Annotated in this window: 21 protein-coding genes and 1 pseudogene; 20 read left to right on the top strand and 2 right to left on the bottom strand. The window is 71.5% G+C overall.

Translation table 11 applies throughout. The features are described from left to right. Positions 1–18: 18 nt before the first annotated feature. Entirely contained in the window at positions 19–666 is a 648-nt protein-coding gene (locus ACFYZL_RS34545; protein ID WP_388684490.1) for a TetR family transcriptional regulator, read from the bottom strand. Between the two features lie 285 nt (positions 667–951). Here ACFYZL_RS34545 and ACFYZL_RS34540 point away from each other — a divergent pair, with 285 nt between their 5' ends. Both ACFYZL_RS34540 and ACFYZL_RS34535 read left to right on the top strand, forming a co-directional pair. Next, positions 952–2151 carry an IS701 family transposase gene (locus ACFYZL_RS34540; RefSeq protein ID WP_384744487.1) on the top strand — a complete coding sequence of 400 codons (1200 nt, stop codon included), beginning with the start codon at positions 952–954 and terminating at the stop codon, positions 2149–2151. Between the two features lie 68 nt (positions 2152–2219). Continuing rightward, positions 2220–2903 (top strand): response regulator transcription factor, encoded by a 684-nt coding sequence (locus ACFYZL_RS34535; RefSeq protein WP_384578437.1) that lies wholly within the window; start codon positions 2220–2222, stop codon positions 2901–2903. Positions 2904–3065: 162 nt separating this feature from the next. Here the strand turns inward: ACFYZL_RS34535 and ACFYZL_RS34530 are convergent, their stop codons facing one another. After that, a complete protein-coding gene (locus ACFYZL_RS34530) occupies positions 3066–3809 on the bottom strand; it encodes an arylmalonate decarboxylase (protein ID WP_384744488.1) in 744 nt (247 codons plus the stop codon). Positions 3810–4055: 246 nt separating this feature from the next. Between ACFYZL_RS34530 and ACFYZL_RS34525 the strand changes: the two genes are divergently transcribed. The 18 genes and pseudogenes from ACFYZL_RS34525 (at position 4056) to ACFYZL_RS34440 (ending at position 23394) form a co-directional block, all read left to right on the top strand. Then, positions 4056–5210, top strand: coding sequence for an isopropylmalate synthase (locus ACFYZL_RS34525; RefSeq protein ID WP_384744490.1), 1155 nt, complete (start codon positions 4056–4058; stop codon positions 5208–5210). A gap of 60 nt (positions 5211–5270) precedes the next feature. Beyond that, complete coding sequence (locus ACFYZL_RS34520; RefSeq protein ID WP_384744492.1) at positions 5271–5459, top strand: lysine biosynthesis protein LysW; 189 nt, start codon at positions 5271–5273, stop codon at positions 5457–5459. Positions 5460–5484: 25 nt separating this feature from the next. Beyond that, complete coding sequence (locus ACFYZL_RS34515; RefSeq protein WP_388684486.1) at positions 5485–6336, top strand: RimK family alpha-L-glutamate ligase; 852 nt, start codon at positions 5485–5487, stop codon at positions 6334–6336. Then, positions 6333–7385 (top strand): N-acetyl-gamma-glutamyl-phosphate reductase, encoded by a 1053-nt coding sequence (gene argC / locus ACFYZL_RS34510; RefSeq protein WP_384744495.1) that lies wholly within the window; start codon positions 6333–6335, stop codon positions 7383–7385. The genes ACFYZL_RS34515 and argC overlap by 4 nt, the downstream gene beginning before the upstream one ends. Next, positions 7382–8224 (top strand): acetylglutamate kinase, encoded by an 843-nt coding sequence (locus ACFYZL_RS34505; RefSeq protein ID WP_388684484.1) that lies wholly within the window; start codon positions 7382–7384, stop codon positions 8222–8224. The genes argC and ACFYZL_RS34505 overlap by 4 nt, the downstream gene beginning before the upstream one ends. Then, a complete protein-coding gene (locus ACFYZL_RS34500) occupies positions 8221–8784 on the top strand; it encodes a type 1 glutamine amidotransferase (RefSeq protein ID WP_388684482.1) in 564 nt (187 codons plus the stop codon). The genes ACFYZL_RS34505 and ACFYZL_RS34500 overlap by 4 nt, the downstream gene beginning before the upstream one ends. Positions 8785–8909: 125 nt before the next feature. Further along, positions 8910–10046: a Glu/Leu/Phe/Val dehydrogenase dimerization domain-containing protein gene (locus ACFYZL_RS34495; protein ID WP_388684479.1), complete on the top strand. Its 1137-nt coding sequence runs from the start codon at positions 8910–8912 to the stop codon at positions 10044–10046. Then, on the top strand, positions 10043–11779 hold the full coding sequence (locus tag ACFYZL_RS34490) for an AMP-binding protein (RefSeq protein ID WP_384744501.1): 1737 nt from the start codon (positions 10043–10045) through the stop codon (positions 11777–11779). Before ACFYZL_RS34495 ends, ACFYZL_RS34490 begins: the two co-directional genes overlap by 4 nt. A 5-nt stretch (positions 11780–11784) precedes the next feature. Further along, entirely contained in the window at positions 11785–13089 is a 1305-nt protein-coding gene (locus tag ACFYZL_RS34485) for a pyridoxal phosphate-dependent aminotransferase (protein ID WP_388684476.1), read from the top strand. A 107-nt stretch (positions 13090–13196) separates the two neighbouring features. Next, positions 13197–14087, top strand: coding sequence for a fumarylacetoacetate (FAA) hydrolase (locus tag ACFYZL_RS34480; protein WP_384744504.1), 891 nt, complete (start codon positions 13197–13199; stop codon positions 14085–14087). Positions 14088–14122: 35 nt separating this feature from the next. Then, positions 14123–15052 carry a PDR/VanB family oxidoreductase gene (locus ACFYZL_RS34475; protein ID WP_388684506.1) on the top strand — a complete coding sequence of 310 codons (930 nt, stop codon included), beginning with the start codon at positions 14123–14125 and terminating at the stop codon, positions 15050–15052. Between the two features lie 40 nt (positions 15053–15092). After that, positions 15093–16307 (top strand): acyltransferase family protein, encoded by a 1215-nt coding sequence (locus tag ACFYZL_RS34470; RefSeq protein ID WP_384744506.1) that lies wholly within the window; start codon positions 15093–15095, stop codon positions 16305–16307. Between the two features lie 85 nt (positions 16308–16392). Continuing rightward, positions 16393–17532 carry a pyruvate dehydrogenase (acetyl-transferring) E1 component subunit alpha gene (pdhA, locus tag ACFYZL_RS34465; protein WP_388684472.1) on the top strand — a complete coding sequence of 380 codons (1140 nt, stop codon included), beginning with the start codon at positions 16393–16395 and terminating at the stop codon, positions 17530–17532. Position 17533: 1 nt separating this feature from the next. After that, a complete protein-coding gene (locus ACFYZL_RS34460; RefSeq protein ID WP_384744508.1) occupies positions 17534–18562 on the top strand; it encodes an alpha-ketoacid dehydrogenase subunit beta in 1029 nt (342 codons plus the stop codon). A 13-nt stretch (positions 18563–18575) separates the two neighbouring features. Then, positions 18576–20003 carry a dihydrolipoamide acetyltransferase family protein gene (locus tag ACFYZL_RS34455; protein WP_384744509.1) on the top strand — a complete coding sequence of 476 codons (1428 nt, stop codon included), beginning with the start codon at positions 18576–18578 and terminating at the stop codon, positions 20001–20003. Positions 20004–20116: 113 nt separating this feature from the next. Continuing rightward, positions 20117–20281, top strand: a pseudogene (locus tag ACFYZL_RS34450) (ketol-acid reductoisomerase); the annotation flags it as partial. Positions 20282–20286: 5 nt separating this feature from the next. Beyond that, on the top strand, positions 20287–21993 hold the full coding sequence (locus ACFYZL_RS34445; protein WP_388684504.1) for an AMP-binding protein: 1707 nt from the start codon (positions 20287–20289) through the stop codon (positions 21991–21993). Between the two features lie 183 nt (positions 21994–22176). Continuing rightward, a complete protein-coding gene (locus ACFYZL_RS34440) occupies positions 22177–23394 on the top strand; it encodes a cytochrome P450 (RefSeq protein ID WP_384744511.1) in 1218 nt (405 codons plus the stop codon). Positions 23395–23436: the final 42 nt, after the last annotated feature.

Genomic DNA, 23436 nt, shown 5'->3' with positions numbered 1-23436 from the left:
GCGGACCGGCGCGCCGGATCAGGGTGCGGTCGGGTCCTGGACCGGTGCGGTCGGGTCCTGGACCGGTGCGGTCGGATCCTGGACCGCGATCCCCGGCAGGACCACTCCCCAGATCCGCGTGAGCTGCTGCTCGGTGCTGTCGCCCCGGGCGCCGGGGATCTGGGCGCGGGCGCGGGAGTACGCCTCGGCTCCGGTGACGAGGTAGGCGATCAGGGCGAGGACCGCCTTGGGGTCCGTACCCGGGCGCAGTTCGCTCTCCGTCACCCGGTCGAGCAGCCCCTTCAGGACGGGCTGCCACAGACACGTCCATGCGCTCGAGTTGTCCGCGCGCTCGCGTACGAGCCGGGCCGCGGCACGGACGGCGGCGTCCGCCTCCAGCAGCTTCGCGAACTCCAGGGTCACGCCGACCACGGACCGCAGTGGGGGCTCCCCGAGCGCGGCGGCCCGTTCCATCGCGGCCCGGACGGCGGCCTCGCCCCGTTCCTGGACCGCGTCCGCCAGCTCTTCCTTGGACTTGAAGTGGAAGGTCAGCGCTCCCATCGAGAGCCCGGTCGACTGGATGATCCTGGCCAGCGTGGTGGCCTCGTATCCCGCGGTGTCGAACGCCGAGGCGGCGGCCCGCACCAGAGCCTCCCTCGTACGGGTGGCTCGCTCCTGTTTCACCATGCGCAAATCTCCGGATCGCACGCCGGGGGGTTTCCGGCACAGCCTCAACCGGCGAGGACCCGGTCGCCTTCCCGGATTGCCACTTTTGCAGCGGAAGTGGCGGGTTCCCGACGGTAGCGCGGGCGCGGGAGGGCGCCGGGGCGGAGCGGGCGACGCGGACAGGGCGTCACGAACCGGCGCGCGGCGACTTGGCCAAGTCGTAGACGGCGTGTCCGCACACTGGCAAAAAAAACAAAACATTCGTTATTCTCTTACGGGTAGTCGCGCCAGGGAGGGGAAGGCAACATGGCGGAAAACCGAACACCTGGAAGGTCGGGACCGGGCCACGACGAGCCGGTCTCCGCCTTCGCCGACGCGCTGTTCGCCCACCTGCCGCGGGCCGACCAGCGCCGCTGGGCGCAGATCTACTTGCAGGGACTGCTCTCCACGCCCGGCAGGAAGTCCATCCGGCGGCTGGCCGAGGCGGTCTCCACCTCGCCGACCGCCTCCCAGTCCCTGCAGCAGTTCATCAACTCCAGCCCCTGGGACTGGGTTCCGGCCCGACGGGAGCTGACCCGGCTGGCCGAGGCGCACACCACGACGCGGGCCCTGACCATCGGCACCGCCGTCCTGCCCAAACGGGGCGAGTACACCTGCGGGGTCCACCGGCGCTTCGTCCCCGCCCTCGGCCGGACCATCAGCTGCCAGGCGGGCCTCGGCATCTTCCTCTCCACGGGGGACCACGACGTGCCCCTCGAATGGCGGCTGCTGCTCCCGGAGCCGTGGCACACCGACGCGGAGCGGCGCGAGCGCGCCCGCATCCCCGACTCCGTGGGCTACCGCCCGGTGTGGGCGCAGACCCTCGAACTGGTGGACGCCGCCACGGAGACCCTCGTCTCCCCGGCCCGCCTGCCGGTGGTGGCCGACATGAGCGAGCACCCCGACGTGGGCCGGCTGCTGAGCGGACTCGGCAGGCGGGGCCACGACTTCGTGGTGGCCGTACCCGCGGGCCTGCAGGTGCTCCCCGGCGACCCCCGGCTGTCCGCGGAGAACCGGTCCGCCTCCGTGCTGCGGCACAACCCCCTCGGCGCCCTCGCCTTCCTGCTCCGCCGCAGCACCCCGCATCCGCAGACCGCGAACCCGTTCGTGCCCGAGCACAGGGCGCGGCGGATCGGCGTCAGGTCGGGGCTGGTCCGCCTCCCGGGCTCGACCCGTACCCACCGGCTGTTCACCGAGGGACGCCCGGAAGGCTCCCGCCCGGCGCGGGTGTGGATCACCAACATGGTGGGACGGCACGTGGAAGAGGTCGCGGCCCTGGCCCGCTTGCAGTCCGGAGCCCCCCTCGCGGTGGACTCGCTCGAACGGGACTACGGGCTCCTTGACTTCGAGGGGCGTTCCTTCCCGGGGTGGCACCACCACATGACCCTGGTCTCCGCCGCCTACACCTACGACCGCGTCGTACGGCCGGCGGAGGAGTCGCGCGGGGCGCTGCTGCTGAGTGCCTAGTTCCGTGCCGCAACCACCGGAATCAGAAGACCTTGTTTCACGGCCAATCCGAGGAAGTCGACGAGCATATGGTGAATGTACTCGTGGTAGAGGATTCCGCATCGGCGGGATCAACGGTGCGCAATTTACGGAGACAGGGCTACGACGCGAAAGGCGTGACCACCGGAACGGATGCCCTGAGAATGCACCAGCGGGCCGATCTCGTCCTGCTCGACCTTGAACTCCCGGATATCGACGGCCTGGAGGTGTGCCGGGCCATAAGAGCCGCCGGCGACACCCCGATCATCACCTTCACCAGCCGGGACGAGGAATTGGACCGGGTCCTCGCCCTCCAGGCCGGCTCGGACGACTGCGTCGTCAAATCGACCGGACCCCGGGAGATAATGGCCCGTATCCAGGCCGTCCTGCGGCGCGCCCACCCGCGGCCGCTCGCCGCCCCGGAATCCATTTCGCTGCGCCGGCTGCACATAGACGGCAGGGCGCGCGAGGTCCGCCTGGACGGCCTTCCGGTGGAGGTCACCTCGAAGGAGTTCGAGCTCCTCTACACCCTGGCCTCCACGCCCGAGCGGGTCGTGTCCCGCAAGGAGCTCATGGCCAAGGTCTGGGAGTGCGACTGGTCGGAGTCCAGCCGCACCATCGACACCCACGTCAGCAGCCTGCGGGCCAAGCTCGGGTGCAGCAAATGGATCGTCACCGTCCGGGGAGTCGGCTACAAGATCGGCCAGGGGAGGCAGCGCGCCGAAGCGGCGTGACCCGCGCGTCCGGCATGCCCGGCGCGTCCGGCATGCCCGGCGCGTCCGGCATGCCCCGTGCGACCGACATCCCCCGCACGACCCGCGTGAGAATGCGGAAAGGAGCAGGTGGCGACCACGGCCACCTGCTCCTCACGCGTTCTTCCCGGGCCCGCCGCCCCCTCAGACCCCGGCCCGCGCGCCGGCGAGCCGGCCCAGGAGCGGGTGGCCGTCCGCTGCCGCCGGGTCCAGGCCGGCGGCCCGCAGCGCCCACCAGGCACTCGCCAGGTTCGAGGTCAGCAGCACCCGGTCCGAATCGCGGGCGAGCTCTTCCAGGGCGGGCAGCGTCGTCATCCCCGTGCCGGTGAACAGCAGCGCCGCGTCCTCGGGCGGCTCCGCCCCCCGCACCGCGTCGAGCACGGCCTCGGTGGTCACGTCGTACGGGTTGAAGTGGTCGCCGGCCGGGACCGGTATCGCCCGGTCGACCGTGAGCCCGGCCTCCTGCCAGAACCGCGTCGAGGTGTCCGTCAGCCACGGCTCGTACGGTGAGACCAGCGTCAGGCGCGTCACCCCCAGCGCCTCGCACGCGCTCAGGATGGCCTGGGTCGACGACTGCACGGGGAAGCCCGCGCGCTCACCCAGCTCGTCACAGAACCTGCGGTCCCCGTCGGGCGAGAGCAGGTAGTGCGAGGCGCTGCACGCGACCACGGCGGCGTCCAGCCGCATGGCCCCGAACTGCGCCAGCGTGTCGGGCAGCACCTCGTTGTACGTCTCCAACATCTCCAGGAGCGCCGCGCCGGGCGTCGTCGGGAACCGCGCCGTGTAGACGTTCATCCGGGAGCCGACGAGCCGGTTGAACTCGGGCTCGGCCGTGGGGTTCTCCGGAGGTACGACGACCCCGAGCCGCGGTGTGGTGTGAACGTTCACGCTGATGTCACCCGTCTGTTGGACCGGACATGGAAGTGGAAATCCCACGCTAATCGAAAAGAAAAGGAAAGCGCCCCGCAGTTGACGGTGCTTTACGGGCGCCTTGCAGACCTTTCTCCGCCTCACACTCCCTGACAAAAGTCGACGAAGGCCTGACCCGGGAATCATTGACGCCCAGACGGTCGAACGCGGAAGCTGATCTCACCGCCCGCCGCATTCCACGGTCACGGAGAAGGAGTAAAAGCAATGGCAGTATCAGAGAACGGCGACAGCCCCCCGCAGAGGCTGCCTCACATATCCGATGCCACCCTGCGGGACTCCGCTCACATGGCCGGTGTGGAATTCGGCCCGCAGCACGCCGCGGTCATCGCGGACCTGCTGGTGAAGACGGGCGTGGAACTCGTCGAGGTGGGGATGGTGTCCGGCCCCTCCTCGAAGGACGCCGATCTCGTCCTGGCCACGCACGAGGCCGTCGGCCCCGAACGCAGCCTGACCCTGGTCGTGGTGCGGGACCGGCAGCAGGTCGAGAAGGCGCTCGACGAGGCGCTGCGCCTCGGAGTCCGCTCGGTGATGTTCTCGATCCCGACGTCCGAGGAGCACGCCAGGCTCAAGCTGGCCTCGCCGAGCACCAAGTACCTGATCAACGTCGCCAGGGCGGCCATCGAGGCGGCCAAGGAGCGCGGCTTCCACGTCACCTTCAGCGGCGAGGACGGGGCCCGCACCCCCAGGGAGCGGCTCGTCCCCTACGTCGAGGCCGGCTTCCGGGCCGGGGCCGACCGGTTCCGGCTCGCCGAGACCGTCGCGTACCTCTCGCCCTGGCAGATGGAGGAGAAGATCGCGGACCTGACCGCGATCGACGGCTCCGAGATCGAGATCCACTCCCACAACATGCTGGGCATGGCGGTCGCCAACTCACTGGCCGCCCACCGCGCCGGAGCGGACTGGATCTCGACCACCGTGGGCGGCATCGGCGAGCGCGGCGGCAACGCACCCCTGGCCGAGCTGCTGACCTCGCTCCGCGTCATCCACGGGGACACCCGCTTCGACCTGACCCACCTCACCGAGCTGTCCAACGTGGCGCTCGAAGGCGCGGGCCTGGGCCACGCGTTCCAGTCCGGCCCCACCACGGCCAACGCCTTCGCCTACGAACTGCCGGGCCAGCTCACCACCCCGGAGGCGTACGAGACCCTCCCCGCCGAGCTCGTCGGCAACACCCGCGAGCTGCGCGTCCGCTCGCGCCTGACCGCCCCCCTCGTCGGCTGGGCGCTGGCCGAGGAAGGCACCGGCCTCGACATCGACGCCTTCACCGCCTGGCTCACGGAGCGTCAGCTCGGCAGCGGCCGGCCGCTGCTCGACCGCGACGCCATCCGCAAGGCCGCCGTCGACTTCCAGTCCCGCTGAGTCCGACGGTCCGACCGTCCCACCGCCCGACCGTCCCACCGAAACGCATCGGAGAACACCATGTCCACCGCAACCATCACCGCCGTCTGCCCCGAGTGCGAGACCGACCTCACCACCCCGCCGATGGGCAAGGGCGAGACCCTCGTCTGCCCCGAGTGCATGCTCACCCTCCGCGTCGAGGACGTGCAGGCCGACGGCACGCTCTCCCTGGCGATGGTCGAAGTCACCCTCCGTGACTGGGGCCAGTAAGCCGCGAATTCGGATAGGAGCCTCCATGCGCGGCAAAATCGCCATCGTCGCGGACCGGATCAGCTGGGAGGAACGCCAGTTGATCCAGTCCGCACCGGACGCCGGCCTGCAGGTCGAGTGGGCCAACGACGAATCGCTGACCCTCGGCCACCCGGACGCCCCGTCGCTCAGCGGCTACGACGTCGTCCTCATCCGCAGCCGGAGCTACACGCGGGGCGGCCTGCTGGCCACCGCGGCGGAAGCCTCGGGCGTCAAGACCCTCAACTCGGCCTTCGCGATCCAGGCCTGCGAGAACAAGCTGACCCTGCGCACCCTGCTGCGCAGGGCCGGAGTACCGGTGGCGGATCACCGCCTCGTCCTCTCCCGCAAGGACTTCGAGAGGACGCTCCAGGAGCTGCCGCTCCCACTGGTGCTCAAGCCCATCTTCGGCGGCATGGGCAAGCGCGTCACGCTCATCCGCGACGCCGACAGCGCCCACTCCGTCTACGACTACATCGAGGACCTCGGCCACGGCTTCGAGCAGGCGAGCCTGGCGGAGCCGTTCCTCGCCGGCGGCAGCTCGGTCCGCTGCTTCGTCGTCGGTCGCGAGCTGATCGCCGCCGCCGAGTTCACCAGCGGCGGCACGGACTGGCGCAGCAACGCCGCCCTCGGCAACCGCCACCAGGCCATGGACCACGACCCCGAGGTCCAGAAGATCGTCGACAGCGTCGTGAACGAGCTCGGCGAGGGCATCTACGGCATCGACCTCTTCAAGACGGCCGACGGATACGTCGTCAACGAGGTCAACCACGCCCCGGCGTTCCGGGCGATCCAATCGGCGACCGGCGTGGACGTCGCCACGGCCATCCGCCGCTACGTGCAGGAGATCCTCGCATGATCCGAGTGGGCATCATCGGTGCCTCGGGCTTCGCCGGAGGCGAGCTGATCCGCCTGGTCACCCAGCACCCCGAGCTGGAACTGACCTTCCTCGGCGGATCCTCGAACGTCGGCCGGCGCCCGGCCGAGCTGCACCCGGGACTGCGACTGGACCTGGGTCTGACCATCGAGGCCGTCACCGACCTCACCGGCCGCTGCGACGTGGTGTTCCTCGCGACACCCGCCCCCGCCTCGGCCGAACTCGCCGCGCGACTGGCCGACCAGGTGCCGTGCGTGATCGACCTCAGCGGAGCCTTCCGCATCCGCACCCCCGAGCTCCACGAGAAGTGGTACCCGAAGGTCGAACGGCAGACCGAACTGGCCGACCGCTTCGTCTACGGCGTCCCGGAACTCATCGGAGACCAGCTGGTCGGCGCCCCGCTGATCTCGCTGCCCGGCTGCTACGCCACGGCCATCACCCTGGGCCTGGCGCCGCTCACCCTCGGCCTCGGCCTGGACCTCAAGACCGTGGTCGTCGACGGCAAGAGCGGCTCCAGCGGCGGCGGCATCCAGCTGCGCACCGCGGACCTGCATCCGCTGCGCGCCGGCGCCATCGCCCCGTACTCCCCGCTCGGCCACCGGCACGCGGCGGAGGTCGGCGACTTCCTGGAGCGCGGCAAGCCCGGGAAGATCGGCTCGCTGACGATGTCGGCGTACGGCGTCAGCCACGTACGCGGGCTGCTCGCCAGCTCGTACGTCTTCACCGACGACAAGGTCGACGCCCGCGAACTGCAGCGCGCCTACCTGCGCTTCTACAAGGGCAAGCAGTTCGTCCGGGTCCGCCGCAACACCGAGACGCTGATCCCGGTCCCCGACCCGCAGGCGGTCCTGGGGTCCAACTACTGCGACGTCACGGTGCTCCACGACCCCGACGGCGAGCGCATCGTCGTCCTCGCGGCACTGGACAACATGGTCAAGGGCGCTGCCGGACAGGGCATCCAGGCACTCAACCTGCGCTTCCAGCTGCCCGAGGAGACGGGGCTGACGATGCAGCCGGTGATGCCCGCATGACGACCACGGTCACGACGCCGCCCACCGAGACCACCCCCACCCCCACCGTCGTCAAGCTCGGCGGGAGCTGCCTGGACGACATGTCCGACGCCTGGTGGGACGACCTCGCCGAGCACGGCCGCAACAACCCGCTGATCCTGGTGCACGGCTGGTCCAAGCCGCTCAAGGAGCTCAACCCCCGCTACACCGAGCCGTCCGCGATCCTGCGCGACCGCTACGGCAACCAGAGCCGGTGGACCACGCCGGAGGTGATCGACGACATCAAGGCCGTCAGCGACGCCCTCGGCAAGGACGTCATCGCCCGCCTCGGCGAGCGGGGCATCACCACCGAACGCCTCCTCGGCAGCGACGGCCTCGTCCACGCCGGCGAGGGCGAGCGCTGGTGGTGGAAGGACAAGCAGCTCGTCGAGCTGGACAACCTCGTCGGCCCCATCACCCAGGTGGACCCCGACCGGCTCGCCAACCTGAAGCCCGGCCACTGCTACCTGGTCACCCCGCTGGCCCGCAACACCGCCGGCCAGGAGGTCAACACCGACGCCGACCGGGCCGCGGCCGCCATCGCGGGCGCCTCCTCGGCCACCTGCCTGACGCTCGTCACCGACGTACCGCACCTCCTGATCGACGGCGAGCCGGTCCGCCAGATCAGCGCCGAGGCGGCCGCCGAGTTCCGTGACCGCGGGGCCACCGGCGGCATGCGCAAGAAGCTGCGGGCCGCCGGCGAGGCCCTGGACCGGGGCGTCGAGAAGGTCATCATCGGCAGCGCGCCCGTCTCGCACATGCTCGCCGAGGACACCGGCACCGTCATCACGCGCACGCAGCGAGAGGAGCAGGCCTCGTGACGACCTCCCGGGTCCTCGTCGTCAACAACGGAACACTGTCCCTGCCACAGCTGCGGAGGCGCTTCGAGGACCTCGGTTCCGAGACCGACGTCGTCGACGCCGCCTCCGTGCCCGGCAGCCTGGACCCGAAGTACCAGGCGGTCGTGCTCAGCGGAACCAAGGTGCGCGCCTACGACAGCGACTACTACCGCCCCCTCATCGATCTCGTGATGGGCGCGAAGGTCCCGGTCTTCGGGATCTGCGGCGGCATGCAGATCATCGCCGTGGCCAACGGCGGCGAACTGGCCGACGGCCCCCAGCGCGTCGGCGGGTACGAGGTGCAGGTCGACAAGGAGGAGCCGATCTTCTCCCACGTCAAGCCGACCGTGACGGTCTTCCACCGCCACACCCTGTACCTCCAGGGAGCGCCCGCCGGCTTCCGCTCCATCGGACGCTCCGAACACGCCCCCGTCGAGTTCATCCGCTCCGACGACGGACGCATCTTCGGCGCGCAGGCACACCTGGAATTCCGCAGCGACGGAGCGGACATCCTGCGGGGCTTCGCCGAGCTCTACCAGTAGCCGGCGCCCACCGGACCGGCGTGCCGCACGACGTCGCATCCCCCGTCGTCGATCGTGCGGCACGCCCGCGACCGCCCACGCGCGCACGGACACCCCCATCGATTCGATTGAGAGGTTCTTGGCACATGAGTTCTCTGGACGGCGGCCCCGCCGCGGACACGCCCGAAGATCCGGCTTTCACCGTTTCGCTGAACGGCAGCGGAGGATCCCTCAAGGGATGGGTCGTCGTCGACTCCCTCTACGACGGCCTGGCCATGGGCGGCACCCGGATGACCGCCGGCGTCACCCAGGAGGAGGTGGCCGGTCTCGCCCGCGACATGACGCACAAGTTCACCCTCGCCGGCCTGCCCATCGGCGGCGCCAAGGCCGGCATCGTCGCCGACGGCGGCGACCGCGAGACGACCTTCCGCACCTTCGGCCGCACCGTCAAGCCCCTGCTGCACGGCGGCATCCACCTCGGCATCGACATGGGTGTCACCCCCGCCGACCGCGCCGTCTTCTTCGACGAGGCCGGGTACGACCCGCGCTTCCGCCTCGGCGCCCCGGACATGCCCATCGACTGGCGCACCTACTACGAGCCGCTGATCGACTGCACCGGCCACGGCGTCGGCGTCGCCGCCGTCACCGCCCTGGAGGCGAGCGGCCGCACGGGCCCGTCCCGGGTCGTGATCCAGGGCTTCGGCGCCGTCGGCCGCGCCGTCGGGCACTTCCTGGAGGAGCGCGGGCACACCGTCGTCGGTGTCGCCGACGTCCAGGGCACCATCAGCGCCGACCGGCTGCCGGTGGCCGAACTCGTCGCCATCACCGACGAGTTCGGGAAGATCGACCGCTCGCGCCTGCCGCAGGACGTCACCGTCTCCGACGAACCGGACGCCTGGCTGGACGTGGACGCCGACCTGCTGATCCTCGCGGCGCAGAAGCACGCGATCAACGCCGAGAACGCCCACCGCGTACGGGCCGGCCTCGTCGTCGAGGGCGGCAACCTCAGCTCCAGCTCCGAGGCCAAGGAGAAGGTGCGCGCCTCCGGCACGGTCCTCGTGCCCGGCGTGATCGCCAACATCGGCGGGGCCGCCTCGGCCGCCCTCGCCGTCACCCGCGTCGTCCCCTTCGACCTGGCCGCGGACGCCCGCAAGGCCTGGGTCTTCGACTGGGTCGGCGACCGGGTCCGCACCAACACCCGCGACCTCCTCGAAATCGCCGCGGCCCAGGCGGGCGACCCCCTGCCGATCCTGCTCACCGCCCGCCGGAAGGACCGCCGATGACCACCGAGACCGTGGAAGCACCCGTCCCGCCCGCCCCGCCCGTGGTCGACGGAGTCGTCCTCACCCGCGAGACGATGCCCGTCATCGAGATCACCAGCCCCATGCCGGACGGACGCGAGGCCCGCGAGGCCCTCTACTACCAGCGCGGCTGGTGGCGCACCGAGACCTTCCTCGACGACCTCCGTCGCCAGGCCCGCCTGCGCCCCCACAAGCTGGCGGTCGCCGGCCGCCGCATCGAGGAGGCCCGCACCGACACCCTCGACTACATCGAGCTGCGCCAACTCACCGACCGGTTCGCCGGAGCCCTCGTCGAACTCGGCGTTCAGCCAGGCGACTTCGTGGCCGTCCAGCTCCCCAACCGCTGGGAGATGGTGCCCCTGCTGTACGCGTGCATCCGCGTCGGCGCGGTCATCTGCCCGATCGCACCCACCACCCCCGAGGAGCCGCTGCGCCACCGCCTGTCGCTCACCGAGGCCCGCGTCATCATCACCGTCGCGGAATGGGAGGGCGACCGGCTCGGCGAGACCGCGCACCGGCTGAAGCAGGAACTCCCCAGCCTGGAGAACGTGGTGATCGTGGACGGTCACGCGCCCGAAGGCGCGATCGACTTCCGCGACCACTTCGTCGACACCCACTGGGAGGACGTCCACGACGAGGACCTGGCGGGGCGGGAACTGCGGCCCGACGACCCGTTCGTCGTCCTGTTCACCTCCGGCACCACCGGCGAGTCCAAGGGCGTCCTGCACAGCCAGAACACCGTCCACTCCGCCATCCGCGGCTACGTCGACACCTTCCTCCTCGACGAGCACCTGGTCGCCGCCGTGACCACCCCGCTCGTCCACTACTCCGGCTTCGGCCAGGGCGTCCTCGCCAGTGTCATGCTCGGCGGCACCATCGCCTTCCAGGACCACCGCAAGAACGAGGCCCTCCTCGACCTGGTCCAGAAGTACGGCGCCACCCTGCTGTACGGCCCCCCGCCCACCCTCACCGACATCGCCCAGTCCCAGCGGGACGAGCCGCGCGACGTCCACACGCTGCGCCACGTGGTGACCGGCTCCGCACAGGTGCTCCAGCCGCTGGTCGACGACCTGCGCGAGACCCTCGGCGCCCGTACGTACTCGCTGTGGGGCATGTCCGAGAACGGCCCGGTCACCATCACCAAGCTGGACTACAACCAGGACTGGGCGGCACACAGCAACGGCCGGCCGATCGACGCCATGGAGATCCGGATCGACAAGTGCATCAACCCCACCGAGCGGGCCCCCGTCGGCCGGCTCCGGGTGCGCGGCGCCTCCCAGGCCCTCGGCTACTACCGGCGCGACGCCGAGTACCAGGCCCACCTCATGGACGACGCCTGGTTCGACACCGGCGACGTGGCCCGCGACGACGGCCGCGGCGGCATCCGCATCCTGTGCCGGGCCAGTGACGCCATCAAGCGCGACGGCATGGTCGTGCCCATGGCCGAGATCGAGTCGATCGTCAACCGGCACCCCAAGGTCGCCGAGACCACCCTCGTCGGCCCGACCGGCAAGGTCGAGGACCCGATCCTCGCGGTCGTCGTCCCCACCGGCGACGAGCACCCGACGCTGGAGGAGATCCGCGCCTACCTCCAGGAGACCGACCTCGACCCGCGCTTCCTGCCCGACCGCCTGGAGGTGATCGACGCCCTGCCCAAGACCCTGACCGGCAAGGTGCGCAAGGCCACCCTCCGAGAGCTCTACGGCGAGGCGTGAGCACCGTGCCCGAGCCCACGAACGTGACCATGTCGGCGACGCTCGCCGCCGACGAGGCCATCGCCCGCAGGCGCCTGGCCGGACAGAGCGTGCTCTCGATGGCCAGCGGCGAGATCGGCCTGCCCGTCCACCCCGGACTGCGGGCCAGGCTCGCCGAGGCCGCACCGCTCGGCACGTACGGCCCCGTCGCCGGATCCCCGGCGCTGCGCGCCGCGGCCGCCGGCTACTGGCGGCGGCGCGGCCTCGACACGACGCTCGAGCAGGTCGTCAGCGGACCCGGCAGCAAACCGCTGCTGTTCGCGGCGCTCCTCGCCGTCGGCGGCGACGTGGTCATCCCGATGCCGAGCTGGGTCAGCTACGCGGCCCAGGCCGACCTCGTCGGAGTCCGCCACTTCTCCGTCCCGACCCTGCCGGGCCAGGGCGGCGTACCCGACCCCGACCTGCTGCGCGAGACCGTCACCGCCGCCCGGGCCGCCGGGCACGACCCGCGCTCCGTCGTCGTGACCCTGCCGGACAACCCCACCGGCACCATCGCCCGGCCCGACACCGTACGGCGCCTGGGCGAGGCGGCCAGGGAGCTCGACCTCGTCGTCATCTCCGACGAGATCTACTGCGACCTGGTGTACGACGCGGCGGCCACCCCTGCCGTGTCCCCCGCCGCGTACGCCCCCGAGCGGACGATCGTCACCACGGGACTCACGAAGAACCTGGCGATCGGCGGCTGGCGGATCGGCGTGGCCCGGCTCCCCGACGGCGAGGCGGGCCACGCCCTGCGGGAACGGCTGGTCGGCGTCGCCAGCCAGATCTGGTCCAGCCCCGCCGCGCCCGTCCAGGCGGCGGCCGCGTACGCCTTCGACGAGCCGGCCGAAGTGGTCGAACGGGTCGCCGCGAGCCGCCGGCTCCACGAGAAGGTGGCCCGCGCGATGGCCGAGCGGTTCACCGCCGCCGGGGCCCTGGTCCCGCCCGTCACCGCGACCTGCTACCTGTACCCCGACTTCGAGCCGCTGCGCGACCACCTCGCCCGGGCCCACGGCGTGCACAGCGGGGCCGAGCTCGCGCAGTACCTCGTCGAACACCACGGCGTGGGCGTCCTCCCGGCGAGCGCCTTCGGCGAGCCGGCGGAGTCCCTGCGGCTGCGGGTGGCCACCAGCCGCCTCTACGGCGACGGCGAGGAGCAGCAGGAGGCGGCCCTCGCCGCCGGCGACCCCCTTGCACTCGACTGGATCCGCGCCGCGCTCGACCAGGTCGAGAAGGCCCTGGCGGACCTCGTACGCGAGCCGGCCGCACCGGCCGCCCGCACCGCCGCCTGACCCACCACCCACCGAACCCACCCTCCGGATGCCGGGGCACCTCCCGGCATCCGGACCGCTTCCGCGCGGCTCCGTGCCGCCCCACGGCCTCAGGAGGGCCGACCACCATGACGATCCTGTTCGAATGCGAGTACAAGGGCGAGCGGTACGTGGGCTTCGACCTGCCGGTCGCCGGTGACGCCCTGACGCTGTACCAGGTGTCCGACGGGCAGCTCCAGGCCGAGTTCATCGCCGCCGAGGAGCCGGCCCAGGTCGTGGCCACCGTCATCGGCGAGGCCGAGCGGATCACCGTCACCGCCGGCGACCCCGAACTGCGGTACCTGCCGCCGCTGCTGCCCACCACCACCGGAAACGCGCTGCTCAGCGGCTTCATGGGCACCCACCGCTCCAAGTTCGACAGGGATCCCGTCGAGGGCGAGGAGTTCGTCGCCCCGAACTGGTTCTTCAAGGGCTTCGGCTCCTGGCTGCGCATGCCCGACGAGACCCTCGTCGTACCGAAGAAGGCCGTCGCGCTGATCGAGGAGCCGGAGGTCGCGCTGGTCTACGTCAACGACGACAACGGCGACCCGCACTACGTCGGCTACACCTTCGGCAACGACCTGTGCGACATCGGCCTGCACCGGCAGAACCCGGGCTGGAACCCGTACTGCAAGCTCAGCGACACCTCCATCGCCCCCTGGCTGTTCCTCGGCGAACCGCCGAAGACCGTGACCGGCCGCGTCACCATCGAACGCGACGGCGTGTCCGCGTGGGAGGGCAACTTCGACTGCGGCGAGGACGCCCTCTACTTCAAGGCCCGCGACATGATGGCCAACCTCTTCGAGTACCCGGCGATCCGCCGCCCCGGCATGGTCAACTACGTGCTCCTCGGCGCGGACAAGGCCAGCTTCCACGACGGCTTCCGCATCGCCGACGGCGACCGCCTGGTCATCGACGTCAAGAGCCACGGCGTCGTGCTCGCCAACCCCGTCCGGTTCGGCACCAAGACCACGCCGTGAGCGGCGAACCGCGGTTCGAGCTGCTGGTGCACCGGATGACGCACGAGGCGGACGACGTCCTCTCCGTCGACCTGGTGCACCCGGACGGCAAACCGCTGCCCGACTGGGCGCCCGGCGCCCACATCGACCTGCACGCCGGCGACCAGGTCCGGCAGTACAGCCTCTGCGGCGACCCCGCGGACACCACCCGCTACCGGATCGCCGTCCTGCGGGCACCCGACTCGCGCGGCGGCTCCGCGTTCGTGCACCGCGAGCTCCGCCCCGGCGCCACCGTCACCGTGGGAGGGCCGCGCAACCACTTCCCGCTGGCCGACGCCGGATCGTACGTCTTCGTCGCGGGCGGCATCGGCGTCACCCCGCTGCTCGTCCACGCCCGCGAGGCCGCGGCCCGCGGCAGGAACGTCCGGTTCTGGTACGGCGGCCGCAGCCGCTCCTCGATGGCCTTCACCGAGGAGATCGGCGCACTGGCCGGCGCCACCCCCGACAGCGCGGTGGCCCTCCACCCGAAGGACGAGAGCGGGCGCATCGACCTCCGCGCGGTCCTCGCTCAGGTCCGCGGCGACACCCGGGTCTACTGCTGCGGGCCCGAGTCGCTCGTCGCCGAGGCCGAGGCCCTGTGCGCGGAGCTCGCCCTGCACGACCGGCTGCACGTCGAACGCTTCGCCGGAGTCAAGGCCCAGGCCCCCGAGGAGGGCGAGCGGGCCTTCGAAGTGGAGTGCGCCCGCTCCGGACAGACCGTGACCGTGGGCCCGGACGAGTCGATCGTCGACGCCCTGGAAGACGCCGGCGTCTACGTCGAAGCCTCCTGCCGCGACGGTGTCTGCGGCACCTGCGAAACCCGTGTCATCGAGGGCGCCCCGGACCACCGGGACACCCTGCTGAGCAGCGAACAGCACGCCGCGGGCGACGTGATGATGCTCTGCGTCTCGCGCTGCGCCTCGAAGCGCCTCGTCCTCGACATCTGACGGGCGACCAGTTCCCAGCCACCCAAGGAGAGACAGTCCCGTGAGCACCGCGAGCCTCACAAGAACGGAAAGCCCCGCCCCACCGGTCCAAGACGTCACGGCCCCGCGCACCAGCAGGCTTCCCACGCTGACCGGCCTGCGCTTCCCAGTGGCCCTGCTGGTGTTCCTCTTCCACGCGGTACTGCCCTTCGCCAGCATCCGGATCTTCGCCGACAGCGGCGTGGAGCGGGGCATCTACAAGGCCCTCGGCGGCGTGGCCGGGCTGACCATGCCCTTCTGGTTCATGCTCAGCGGCTTCATCCTGATCTGGTCCGCCCGCCCCGGTGACACGGCGAGGGCCTTCTGGCGCCGGCGCTACGCCAAGATCGTGCCCCCGTACGTCGTGGCCTGGGTGCTCGCACTCGTGCTCGTCGAGGGCGTCGACGGCTCGCACACCACCCCGGCACAGGGTTTCCTCAGCCTCTTCATGCTCCAGTCGTGGGTGCCCGACGTCGCCACGAACTTCGCGGTGAACAACGTCGGCTGGTCGCTGTCCACGGAGGCGTTCTTCTACCTGGCCTTCCCGGCCCTCTACCTGGTGCTGCGGCGCATCCCCGGCCACCGGCTGAAGTACTGGATCGGCGGCGTCGTCGCGGCCGTGGCCGTGACCCCGCTCGTCACCTACGCCATCATCCCGGTGGGCACCGGCGTCGTCCCGAACGAGCCCGGCCAGTCGGCCAACTACTTCTGGTTCTCCTACGTCTTCCCGCCCGGCCGCCTCCTCGACTTCGCCCTCGGCATGCTCGTCGGTCGGGCCGTGGTCCTGGGCCGCTGGCGCAACATCGGCATGATCTGGTCGGGCGCGCTGCTCGCCGTCTCGTACGTCGCCACCCTGTACGTGCCGTGGATGTTCGGGCTGCGCATCACCTGCATCATCCCCGCCGCCCTGCTCATCGCCGCCGGCGCCATCGCCGACGACGAGGGCCGCTTCACGATCTTCCGCAACCGCGCGATGGTCTGGCTCGGCGAGATCTCCTTCGCCTTCTACCTCGTGCACTTCACCGTGCTGGAGTACGCCCGCCACCTGCTCGGCGACCGCCTCTTCGACACCCCGGCCGCCTTCGCGGTCCTCGCCGGAGAGCTGGCCGCCGCCGTACTGCTCGCCTGGGCGCTCTACGCCTGGGTGGAGCGCCCCCTCACCCGCAGGTGGTCGCGCTCGCGCAAGGCCCGCGCCACGGCCGAGGCGGTGCTGCCCCGCCAGAGGACGAGCGCCTGAGCGCGCCGAGGACAGCAGGCAGCCGCGGCCGGACGGAGCCGCGCACCGAGAACACGCAGCGAACGACAGGGGAGTGGACATTCCGATGGGAACGGGGAAAACGGCGGGCGGTCTCGCCGACGGGAAAGGGGGAGCGGGCAGGGCGCAGCCGCCCGCGGCCGACGCGGTACAGCTGCTGAACCCCGACGGCCGGCGGGTGGCACACCCCGACTACGACATCGAGCCCACCCCGGAGGAACTGCGCGGGCTCTACCGGGACATGGTGCTCGCCCGCCGAACCGACGCCGAGGGAGTGACGCTCCAGCGGCAGGGCGAGCTCGGCCTGTGGCCCTCCCTGCTCGGCCAGGAAGCCGCACAGATCGGCTCCGCCCGCGCCCTGCACGCCGGCGACCACGTCTTCCCCAGCTATCGCGACCACGGCGTCGCCCTGTGCCGCGACGTCGACCCGGTGAAGCTGCTGGCCATGTTCCGGGGCGTGAACAACGGCGGCTGGGACCCGGCCGACCACGGCTTCCACCTCTACACCCTGGTCATCGGCTCCCAGGCGCTGCACGCCACCGGATACGCCATGGGCGTCGCCAAGGACGGCGCCGAGACCGCCGTCATCGTGTACTTCGGCGACGGAGCCACCAGCCAGGGCGACGTCAGCGAGGCCTTCAACTTCGCCGCCGTCCACGGCGCCCCGGTCGTGTTCTTCTGCCAGAACAACCAGTGGGCCATCTCCGAACCCACCGAGAAGCAGAGCCGGGTCCCCATCCACCGGCGGGCGGCCGGGTTCGGCTTCCCCGGCGTCCGGGTCGACGGGAACGACGTACTCGCCACGCTCGCCGTGACCCGGGCCGCGCTGGAGCGGGCCCGCAGCGGTGGGGGCCCCACGCTCGTGGAGGCGTACACCTACCGCATGGGCGCCCACACCACCTCCGACGACCCGACCAAGTACCGGGACTCCGCCGAGGTCGAGGAATGGGCGGGCCGCGACCCCATCGCCCGGCTGAAGAGCCACCTCCTCGACAACGGATGGGCCGACGAGGCCTTCCTGACCGGGGTGGACCGGGAGGGCGAAGCGCTCGCCCGGCGGCTGCGCGAGCAGGTCCGCTCCATGCCGGCCCCCGCCACCGAGGCGATCTTCGAACACGTCTACGCCGACCCGCACGCCCTGGTCGACGAGGAACGCACCGGGTTCACCCGCTACGAGGCGTCCTTCGCCCACACCGGAGGGAAGTGACATGACGACCCTGACGACCGAGAAGAAGACGGCGACGGCCGCCGTGCCCTCCGGTGCGAAGCCGCTGCCGCTGGGCCGGGCCGTCAACGAGGCCCTGCGCGCCGCCATGGCACACGACCCGAAGGTCCTGGTCATGGGCGAGGACGTCGGCCGGCTCGGCGGTGTCTTCCGCATCACCGACGGCCTGCAGGAGGAGTTCGGCGAGGAGCGGGTCATGGACACCCCGCTCGCCGAGTCGGGCATCGTCGGCACCGCCATCGGCCTGGCCCTGCGCGGCTACCGGCCGGTCGTGGAGATCCAGTTCGACGGGTTCGTCTTCCCCGGCTACGACCAGATCGTCACGCAGCTCGCGAAGATGCACGCCCGGTCCCTGGGCAAGGTCAGGCTGCCGGTGGTCATCCGCATCCCGTACGGCGGGGGGATCGGCGCGGTCGAACACCACTCGGAATCCCCCGAGGCCCTCTTCGCGCACGTCGCCGGCCTGAAGGTGGTCTCGCCCGCGAACGCCTCGGACGCCTACTGGATGCTCAGGCAGTCCATCGAGAGCGACGACCCGGTGATCTTCTTCGAGCCGAAGCGCCGCTACTACGAGAAGGGCGACGTCGACACCGCGGCGCCCGCGCACCCCCTGCACACGGCGCGCGTCGTGCGCGAGGGCCGCGACGCCACGCTCGTCGGGTACGGGCCGACGGTGAAGACCTGCCTGGACAGCGCCGCCGAGGCCGAGCGCGACGGGCACCGGCTCGAAGTGATCGACCTGCGCTCCATCTCGCCCATCGACTTCGACTCCGTCGCCGCCTCCGTGCGCCGCACCGGTCGCCTCGTCGTGGTCCACGAGGCCCCGGTCTTCTTCGGGGCCGGAGCGGAGATCGCCGCTCGCATCACGGAGCGCTGCTTCCACCACCTGGAGGCACCCGTGCTGCGCGTGGGCGGCTACCACTCCCCGTACCCGCCCTCGCGCCTGGAGGACGAGTACCTCCCCGGCCTGGACCGGGTGCTCGACGCCGTCGACCGCGCCATGGCGTACTGAGGGGGCGGGACCGGTGACCGAACAGCGCTTGCGCGAATTCAAGCTGCCCGACGTCGGCGAGGGCCTCACCGAGGCGGAAATCCTCAAGTGGTACGTCGCCCCCGGCGACACCGTGCACGACGGGATGGTCGTGTGCGAGGTGGAAACCGCCAAGGCGGCCGTCGAACTGCCCATCCCGTACGACGGCGTGGTGCACGAACTGCGCCACCCCGAGGGCACCTCGGTGGACGTCGGCCAGGTGATCATCTCCGTGGACACCGCCCCGGCGTCCGCCCCGGCCACCAGCGCCCGGGCCAACGCCGCCCCGGCAGCGCCCGCCGCCCCGGCCGGTGCTGCCGCGCTCGCCCTGCCTCCGCAGACCTCCCCCGAACCGGCGTCCGCGGCGACCCGGCAGCCCGTGCTCGTGGGCTACGGGGTGTCCGACGGCCCCTCCCGCCGGCGCCCGCGCAAACCGGCGCTGACGGCCGGCGGGGCCACCGGCCAGGCCAACGGCAAGCCCGCCGTACCGGCACTCAACGGCTCCCGCCCGCTGGCCAAGCCGCCGGTCCGCAAGCTCGCCAAGGACCTCGGCGTGGCCCTGGACGGGGTCCCCGCGACCGGGCCCGACGGCATCATCACCCGCGCCGACGTCCATGCCGCCGCCACCCGCCCCGAGCCCCCGGCAGGGCCCGGCGCCGACGTCCACGCCGCCGCCACCCACCCCCGGACCGCCGAGCCCCCCGCGGGGGACCCGGCCCCGCCCGTGACCCGTATCCCCGTCAAGGGCGTGCGAAGGGCCACCGCGCAGGCCATGGTGGCGAGCGCCTTCTCCGCGCCGCACGTCACGGAGTTCGTCACGGTCGACGTCACGCGGACCATGAACCTGGTCGAGGAACTCCGGCAGGACGAGGAGATGCGGGGCCTGCGGGTGAACCCGCTCCTGCTGATCGCCCGGGCCCTGGTCGTCGCGATCCGGCGCCACCCGGAGATCAACGCGTCCTGGGACGAGGTCAACCAGGAGATCGTCCTCAAGCACGACATCAACCTGGGCATCGCCGCCGCCACCCCGCGCGGTCTGATCGTGCCGAACATCAAGCGGGCGCACACCAAGCCGCTTCCCGAACTGGCCCGCGCCCTGGCCGAGTTGGTGGTCACCGCGAAGGAGGGGAAGACCTCCCCGGCCGATATGCGGGACGGCACCGTCACCCTCACCAACGTCGGCGTCTTCGGCGTCGACACCGGCACGCCCATCCTGAACCCGGGCGAGTCCGCGATCCTCGCCGTCGGCGCGATCAACCGTCGGCCGTGGGTCCACCAGGGCAAGGTGAAACCGCGCCACGTCATGACCCTCGCCCTCTCCTTCGACCACCGCCTGGTCGACGGCGAACTCGGCTCGAAGGTGCTGGCCGACGTGGCCCGGCTCCTGGAGCACCCCAAGCGCTTCCTCGTCTGGGGGGCGTGATGGAGACCGAGCAGGTCACGGGCGCGCGGTCCCTCGTCCGCTCCCTCGAAGCCGCTGCGTGCCACCGCCCAGCCGCCCCCATCCACCCATCCACCCCCGAGGGAGTTCCTCCAGTGGCCGAGCTGTTCCACGAGAACGACGCCGACCTGTCCATCGTCCGGGGCCGCAAGGTCGCGGTCATCGGTTACGGCGGCCGGGGCCACGCCCACACGCTGTCGCTCCGTGACCCCGGCGTCGACGTCGGCCTGAAGGTCGTCCCCGTGGCCGGGGCCGCCGCGTGAGCATGCCGAACAGTGCCGCCACCCGGGAGTTCCGGGCCGCACGCGACTTCCTCCTGAGCCACCGGGAGGACCTGGAAGCCGCGTACGAGGGCTTCGTCTGGCCGCGACCCGCGCAGTTCAACTGGGCGCTCGACTGGTTCGACGTGATCGCCGAGGGCAACGAGCGCACCGCCCTGCACATCGTCGAGGACGACGGCAGCGAGGAGCGCCACTCCTTCGCGCGGCTGTCCGCCCGCTCCGACCAGGTCGCGACCTGGCTGCGCGCCCAGGGGGTGGTGGCCGGCGACCGGATCCTGGTCATGCTCGGCAACCAGGTCGAGCTGTGGGAGACGGCGCTCGCCGCGATGAAGCTGCGCGCCGTCCTCACCCCGGCGACACCCCAACTCGGCCCCGTCGACCTGCGCGACCGGATCGAGCGCGGCGGGGTCTCGTACGTGATCGTGCGCGCCGAGGACCGGGCGAAGTTCGACGGGGTGCCCGGCACCTACACCCGCATCGTCGTCGGCGACACGGGAGGGAAGCCGGGTGCCGGCTGGGTGTCGTACGACCGCGCCGACTGGTACCCGGAGAGCTTCGAACCCGACGGCCCGACGCACGCCGACGACCCCCTGATGCTCTACTTCACCTCGGGCACCACCTCGCGGCCCAAGCTCGTCGAGCACACCCACGTCTCCTACCCCGTCGGTCACTTGTCGACGATGTACTGGATCGGGCTGAAGCCCGGCGACGTCCACCTGAACATCTCTTCGCCGGGTTGGGCCAAGCACGCCTGGTCCAACCTGTTCGCACCGTGGAACGCCGAGGCCACCGTCTTCGTCCACAACTACGCGCGCTTCGACGCCACCCGCCTGATGGCCGAGATGGACCGCGCGGGCGTCACGAGCTTCTGTGCTCCGCCCACCGTCTGGCGCATGCTCATCCAGGCCGACCTGACCCGGCTGCGCACCCCGCCCCGCGAGGCGGTCGGGGCGGGGGAGCCGCTCAATCCCGAGGTCATCGAGCAGGTCGGAGCCGCCTGGGGGGTGACGGTCCGCGACGGGTACGGGCAGACCGAGATGAGCCTCGGCATCGGCAACTTCCCCGGCCGGCCCGTCGTCCCCGGTTCCATGGGCCTGCCGGCGCCCGGATTCCGCGTCACCCTCCTGGACCCGGTCACCGGCGAGCCCGCCGACGAGGGCGAGATCTGCATCGACCTCTCGCCCCGCCCGGTCGGCCTGATGGCCGGCTACCACGGTGACGCGGAACGCACCGCCGAGGTCATGGCCGGCGGCCATTACCGCACCGGGGACATCGGATCGCGGGACGCGGGCGGCCGCATCACCTACATCGGCCGCAGCGACGACGTGTTCAAGGCCAGCGACTACAAGATCTCCCCCTTCGAGCTGGAGAGCGCGCTCCTCGAACACGAGGCGGTCGCCGAGGCCGCCGTCGTGCCCGCTCCGGACGAGGTCCGCCTCGCCGTGCCGAAGGCGTACATCGTCCTCGCCGAGGGCTGGGAGCCCGGGCCGGACACCGCGCGCACGCTCTTCGCGCACTCGCGCGCGGTGCTCGCGCCCTACAAGCGGCTGCGCCGCATCGAGTTCGGGCCGCTGCCCAAGACGGTGTCGGGCAAGATCCGCCGCATCGAGCTGCGCGAGGCGACCGCCGCCGGCTCGGCCGCCGAGTACCGCGAGCAGCAGTACCGCGAGCAGCAGTACCGCGAGGACTAGTACCGCCGGCGCCCGCGCGCAACCGGCCGGGCCGAAAAGGTGCCCGTTCGGCAAGTTGCCAAGAGCGCGGAGGTCAGCGCTCCATAAAGAGAAAACCGAACGTTCGCTATGTAATCTCACTGCTGGGCCGCGCCCGTGTGCGCCACCGACCTCCACCCGAGCCATTCCAAGGACGGTTAAGACATGTCAGCGGAAACCCTTTCCGTACCGGCTTCCACCTCGGTGTCCTTCGTGAACGTCATCGACCCCGAGTTCCGATTCGACACCCCGGACGTGGCCCGGGCGCAGGCCGAGAACTGGTACGCCGAGAGCCCGCTGGGCCTGCTCGTCCTGCGTCACGCCGAGGCCGCGGAGCTCGTCCGCGACAACCGGCTGACCCACAACGGCCACGGCTTCATGGAGCAGAACGGCATCACCGACGGCCCGGTCTACGACTGGTTCGTGAACGGCCTGGTCAACCAGGACGGCGACAGCCACCGCCGGATGCGCTCCCTGGTGAGCAAGGCCTTCACCCCCCGCATGCTGGAGAACCTGCGCCCGCTCATCCGGGAGACCAGCGAGCGCCTCGCCGACGAGATCGCCGCCGCCGGCGAGGTCGACTTCTTCGAGGCCTTCGCCGACGCCCTGCCGCTGACCGTCATGACCCAGCTCCTCGGCGTGCCCGCCAAGGACTTCCCCGTCTTCGGCAAGTGGAGCTCGGAGATCGGACTGGTCTTCAGCCTGGCGCTCGGCGGCGACATCCCGGCGCGGGTGGAGGCCGCGGTCGTCGGCCTCTACGACTACGTCGAGGGCCTGATGGCGGACAAGCTGGCCAACCCGACCGACGACCTCATATCCGCGCTGGTCACCACCCGGCGCGCCGACGGCGACGTCAGCCACGACGAGCTGAAGAACCTCATCGTCACGATGGTGTTCGCGGCCCACGACACGACGCGCCTCCAGCTCGCCAACGCCCTGGTCACCTTCGCCGAGCACCCCGACCAGTGGGCCCTGCTGGGCGAGCGCCCCGAGCTCGCCCCCCGGGCCGTCGAGGAGGTCATGCGCTGGCGCCCCTCCTCCAACGCCGTGTACCGGTACGCGGCCGAGGACATCGAGTTCCGCGGGCAGCACATCCCCGAGGGCACGATGTTCATGATCGGCGTGCAGGCCGTCCAGCGCGACCCGCTGGCCTACCCCGGCGGCGAGGTCTTCGACATCACGGCCGAGCGCAAGACGGCCGTGATGCAGTTCGGCGGCGGCCCGCACTACTGCATGGGCGCCCCGCTCGCGCGCATGGAGATCACCGAGGCGCTGCCCGCACTGGCCCGCCGGCTGGGGGCGCCCTCCGTCACCGGGCCCCTCACCTGGCGCCCCGCCATCGGGATCACCGGCCCGAACGAGCTCCAGCTCCGCTTCGGCTGATCCCTCCCGCCCCACCCGTCCCACCACCCCCAGATTGACGAT

The sequence above is a fragment of the Streptomyces sp. NPDC001717 genome, assembly GCF_042892775.1.
In the GTDB taxonomy this organism is placed as follows: domain Bacteria; phylum Actinomycetota; class Actinomycetes; order Streptomycetales; family Streptomycetaceae; genus Streptomyces.
Note: the sequence above shows the minus strand (reverse complement) of the source record. Positions and strands in the feature narration are given on the sequence as shown.

What these genes read in the sequence shown, in the direction of transcription:
- ACFYZL_RS34545 (WP_388684490.1), bottom strand. Translation starts at nt 666, where the DNA reads ATGGTGAAACAGGAGCGAGCCACCCGTACGAGGGAGGCTCTGGTGCGG.
- ACFYZL_RS34540 (WP_384744487.1), top strand. Translation starts at nt 952, where the DNA reads ATGGCGGAAAACCGAACACCTGGAAGGTCGGGACCGGGCCACGACGAG.
- ACFYZL_RS34535 (WP_384578437.1), top strand. Translation starts at nt 2,220, where the DNA reads ATGGTGAATGTACTCGTGGTAGAGGATTCCGCATCGGCGGGATCAACG.
- ACFYZL_RS34525 (WP_384744490.1), top strand. Translation starts at nt 4,056, where the DNA reads ATGGCAGTATCAGAGAACGGCGACAGCCCCCCGCAGAGGCTGCCTCAC.
- ACFYZL_RS34520 (WP_384744492.1), top strand. Translation starts at nt 5,271, where the DNA reads ATGTCCACCGCAACCATCACCGCCGTCTGCCCCGAGTGCGAGACCGAC.
- ACFYZL_RS34515 (WP_388684486.1), top strand. Translation starts at nt 5,485, where the DNA reads ATGCGCGGCAAAATCGCCATCGTCGCGGACCGGATCAGCTGGGAGGAA.
- argC (WP_384744495.1), top strand. Translation starts at nt 6,333, where the DNA reads ATGATCCGAGTGGGCATCATCGGTGCCTCGGGCTTCGCCGGAGGCGAG.
- ACFYZL_RS34505 (WP_388684484.1), top strand. Translation starts at nt 7,382, where the DNA reads ATGACGACCACGGTCACGACGCCGCCCACCGAGACCACCCCCACCCCC.
- ACFYZL_RS34495 (WP_388684479.1), top strand. Translation starts at nt 8,910, where the DNA reads ATGAGTTCTCTGGACGGCGGCCCCGCCGCGGACACGCCCGAAGATCCG.
- ACFYZL_RS34490 (WP_384744501.1), top strand. Translation starts at nt 10,043, where the DNA reads ATGACCACCGAGACCGTGGAAGCACCCGTCCCGCCCGCCCCGCCCGTG.
- ACFYZL_RS34480 (WP_384744504.1), top strand. Translation starts at nt 13,197, where the DNA reads ATGACGATCCTGTTCGAATGCGAGTACAAGGGCGAGCGGTACGTGGGC.
- ACFYZL_RS34475 (WP_388684506.1), top strand. Translation starts at nt 14,123, where the DNA reads ATGACGCACGAGGCGGACGACGTCCTCTCCGTCGACCTGGTGCACCCG.
- pdhA (WP_388684472.1), top strand. Translation starts at nt 16,393, where the DNA reads ATGGGAACGGGGAAAACGGCGGGCGGTCTCGCCGACGGGAAAGGGGGA.
- ACFYZL_RS34460 (WP_384744508.1), top strand. Translation starts at nt 17,534, where the DNA reads ATGACGACCCTGACGACCGAGAAGAAGACGGCGACGGCCGCCGTGCCC.
- ACFYZL_RS34445 (WP_388684504.1), top strand. Translation starts at nt 20,287, where the DNA reads ATGCCGAACAGTGCCGCCACCCGGGAGTTCCGGGCCGCACGCGACTTC.
- ACFYZL_RS34440 (WP_384744511.1), top strand. Translation starts at nt 22,177, where the DNA reads ATGTCAGCGGAAACCCTTTCCGTACCGGCTTCCACCTCGGTGTCCTTC.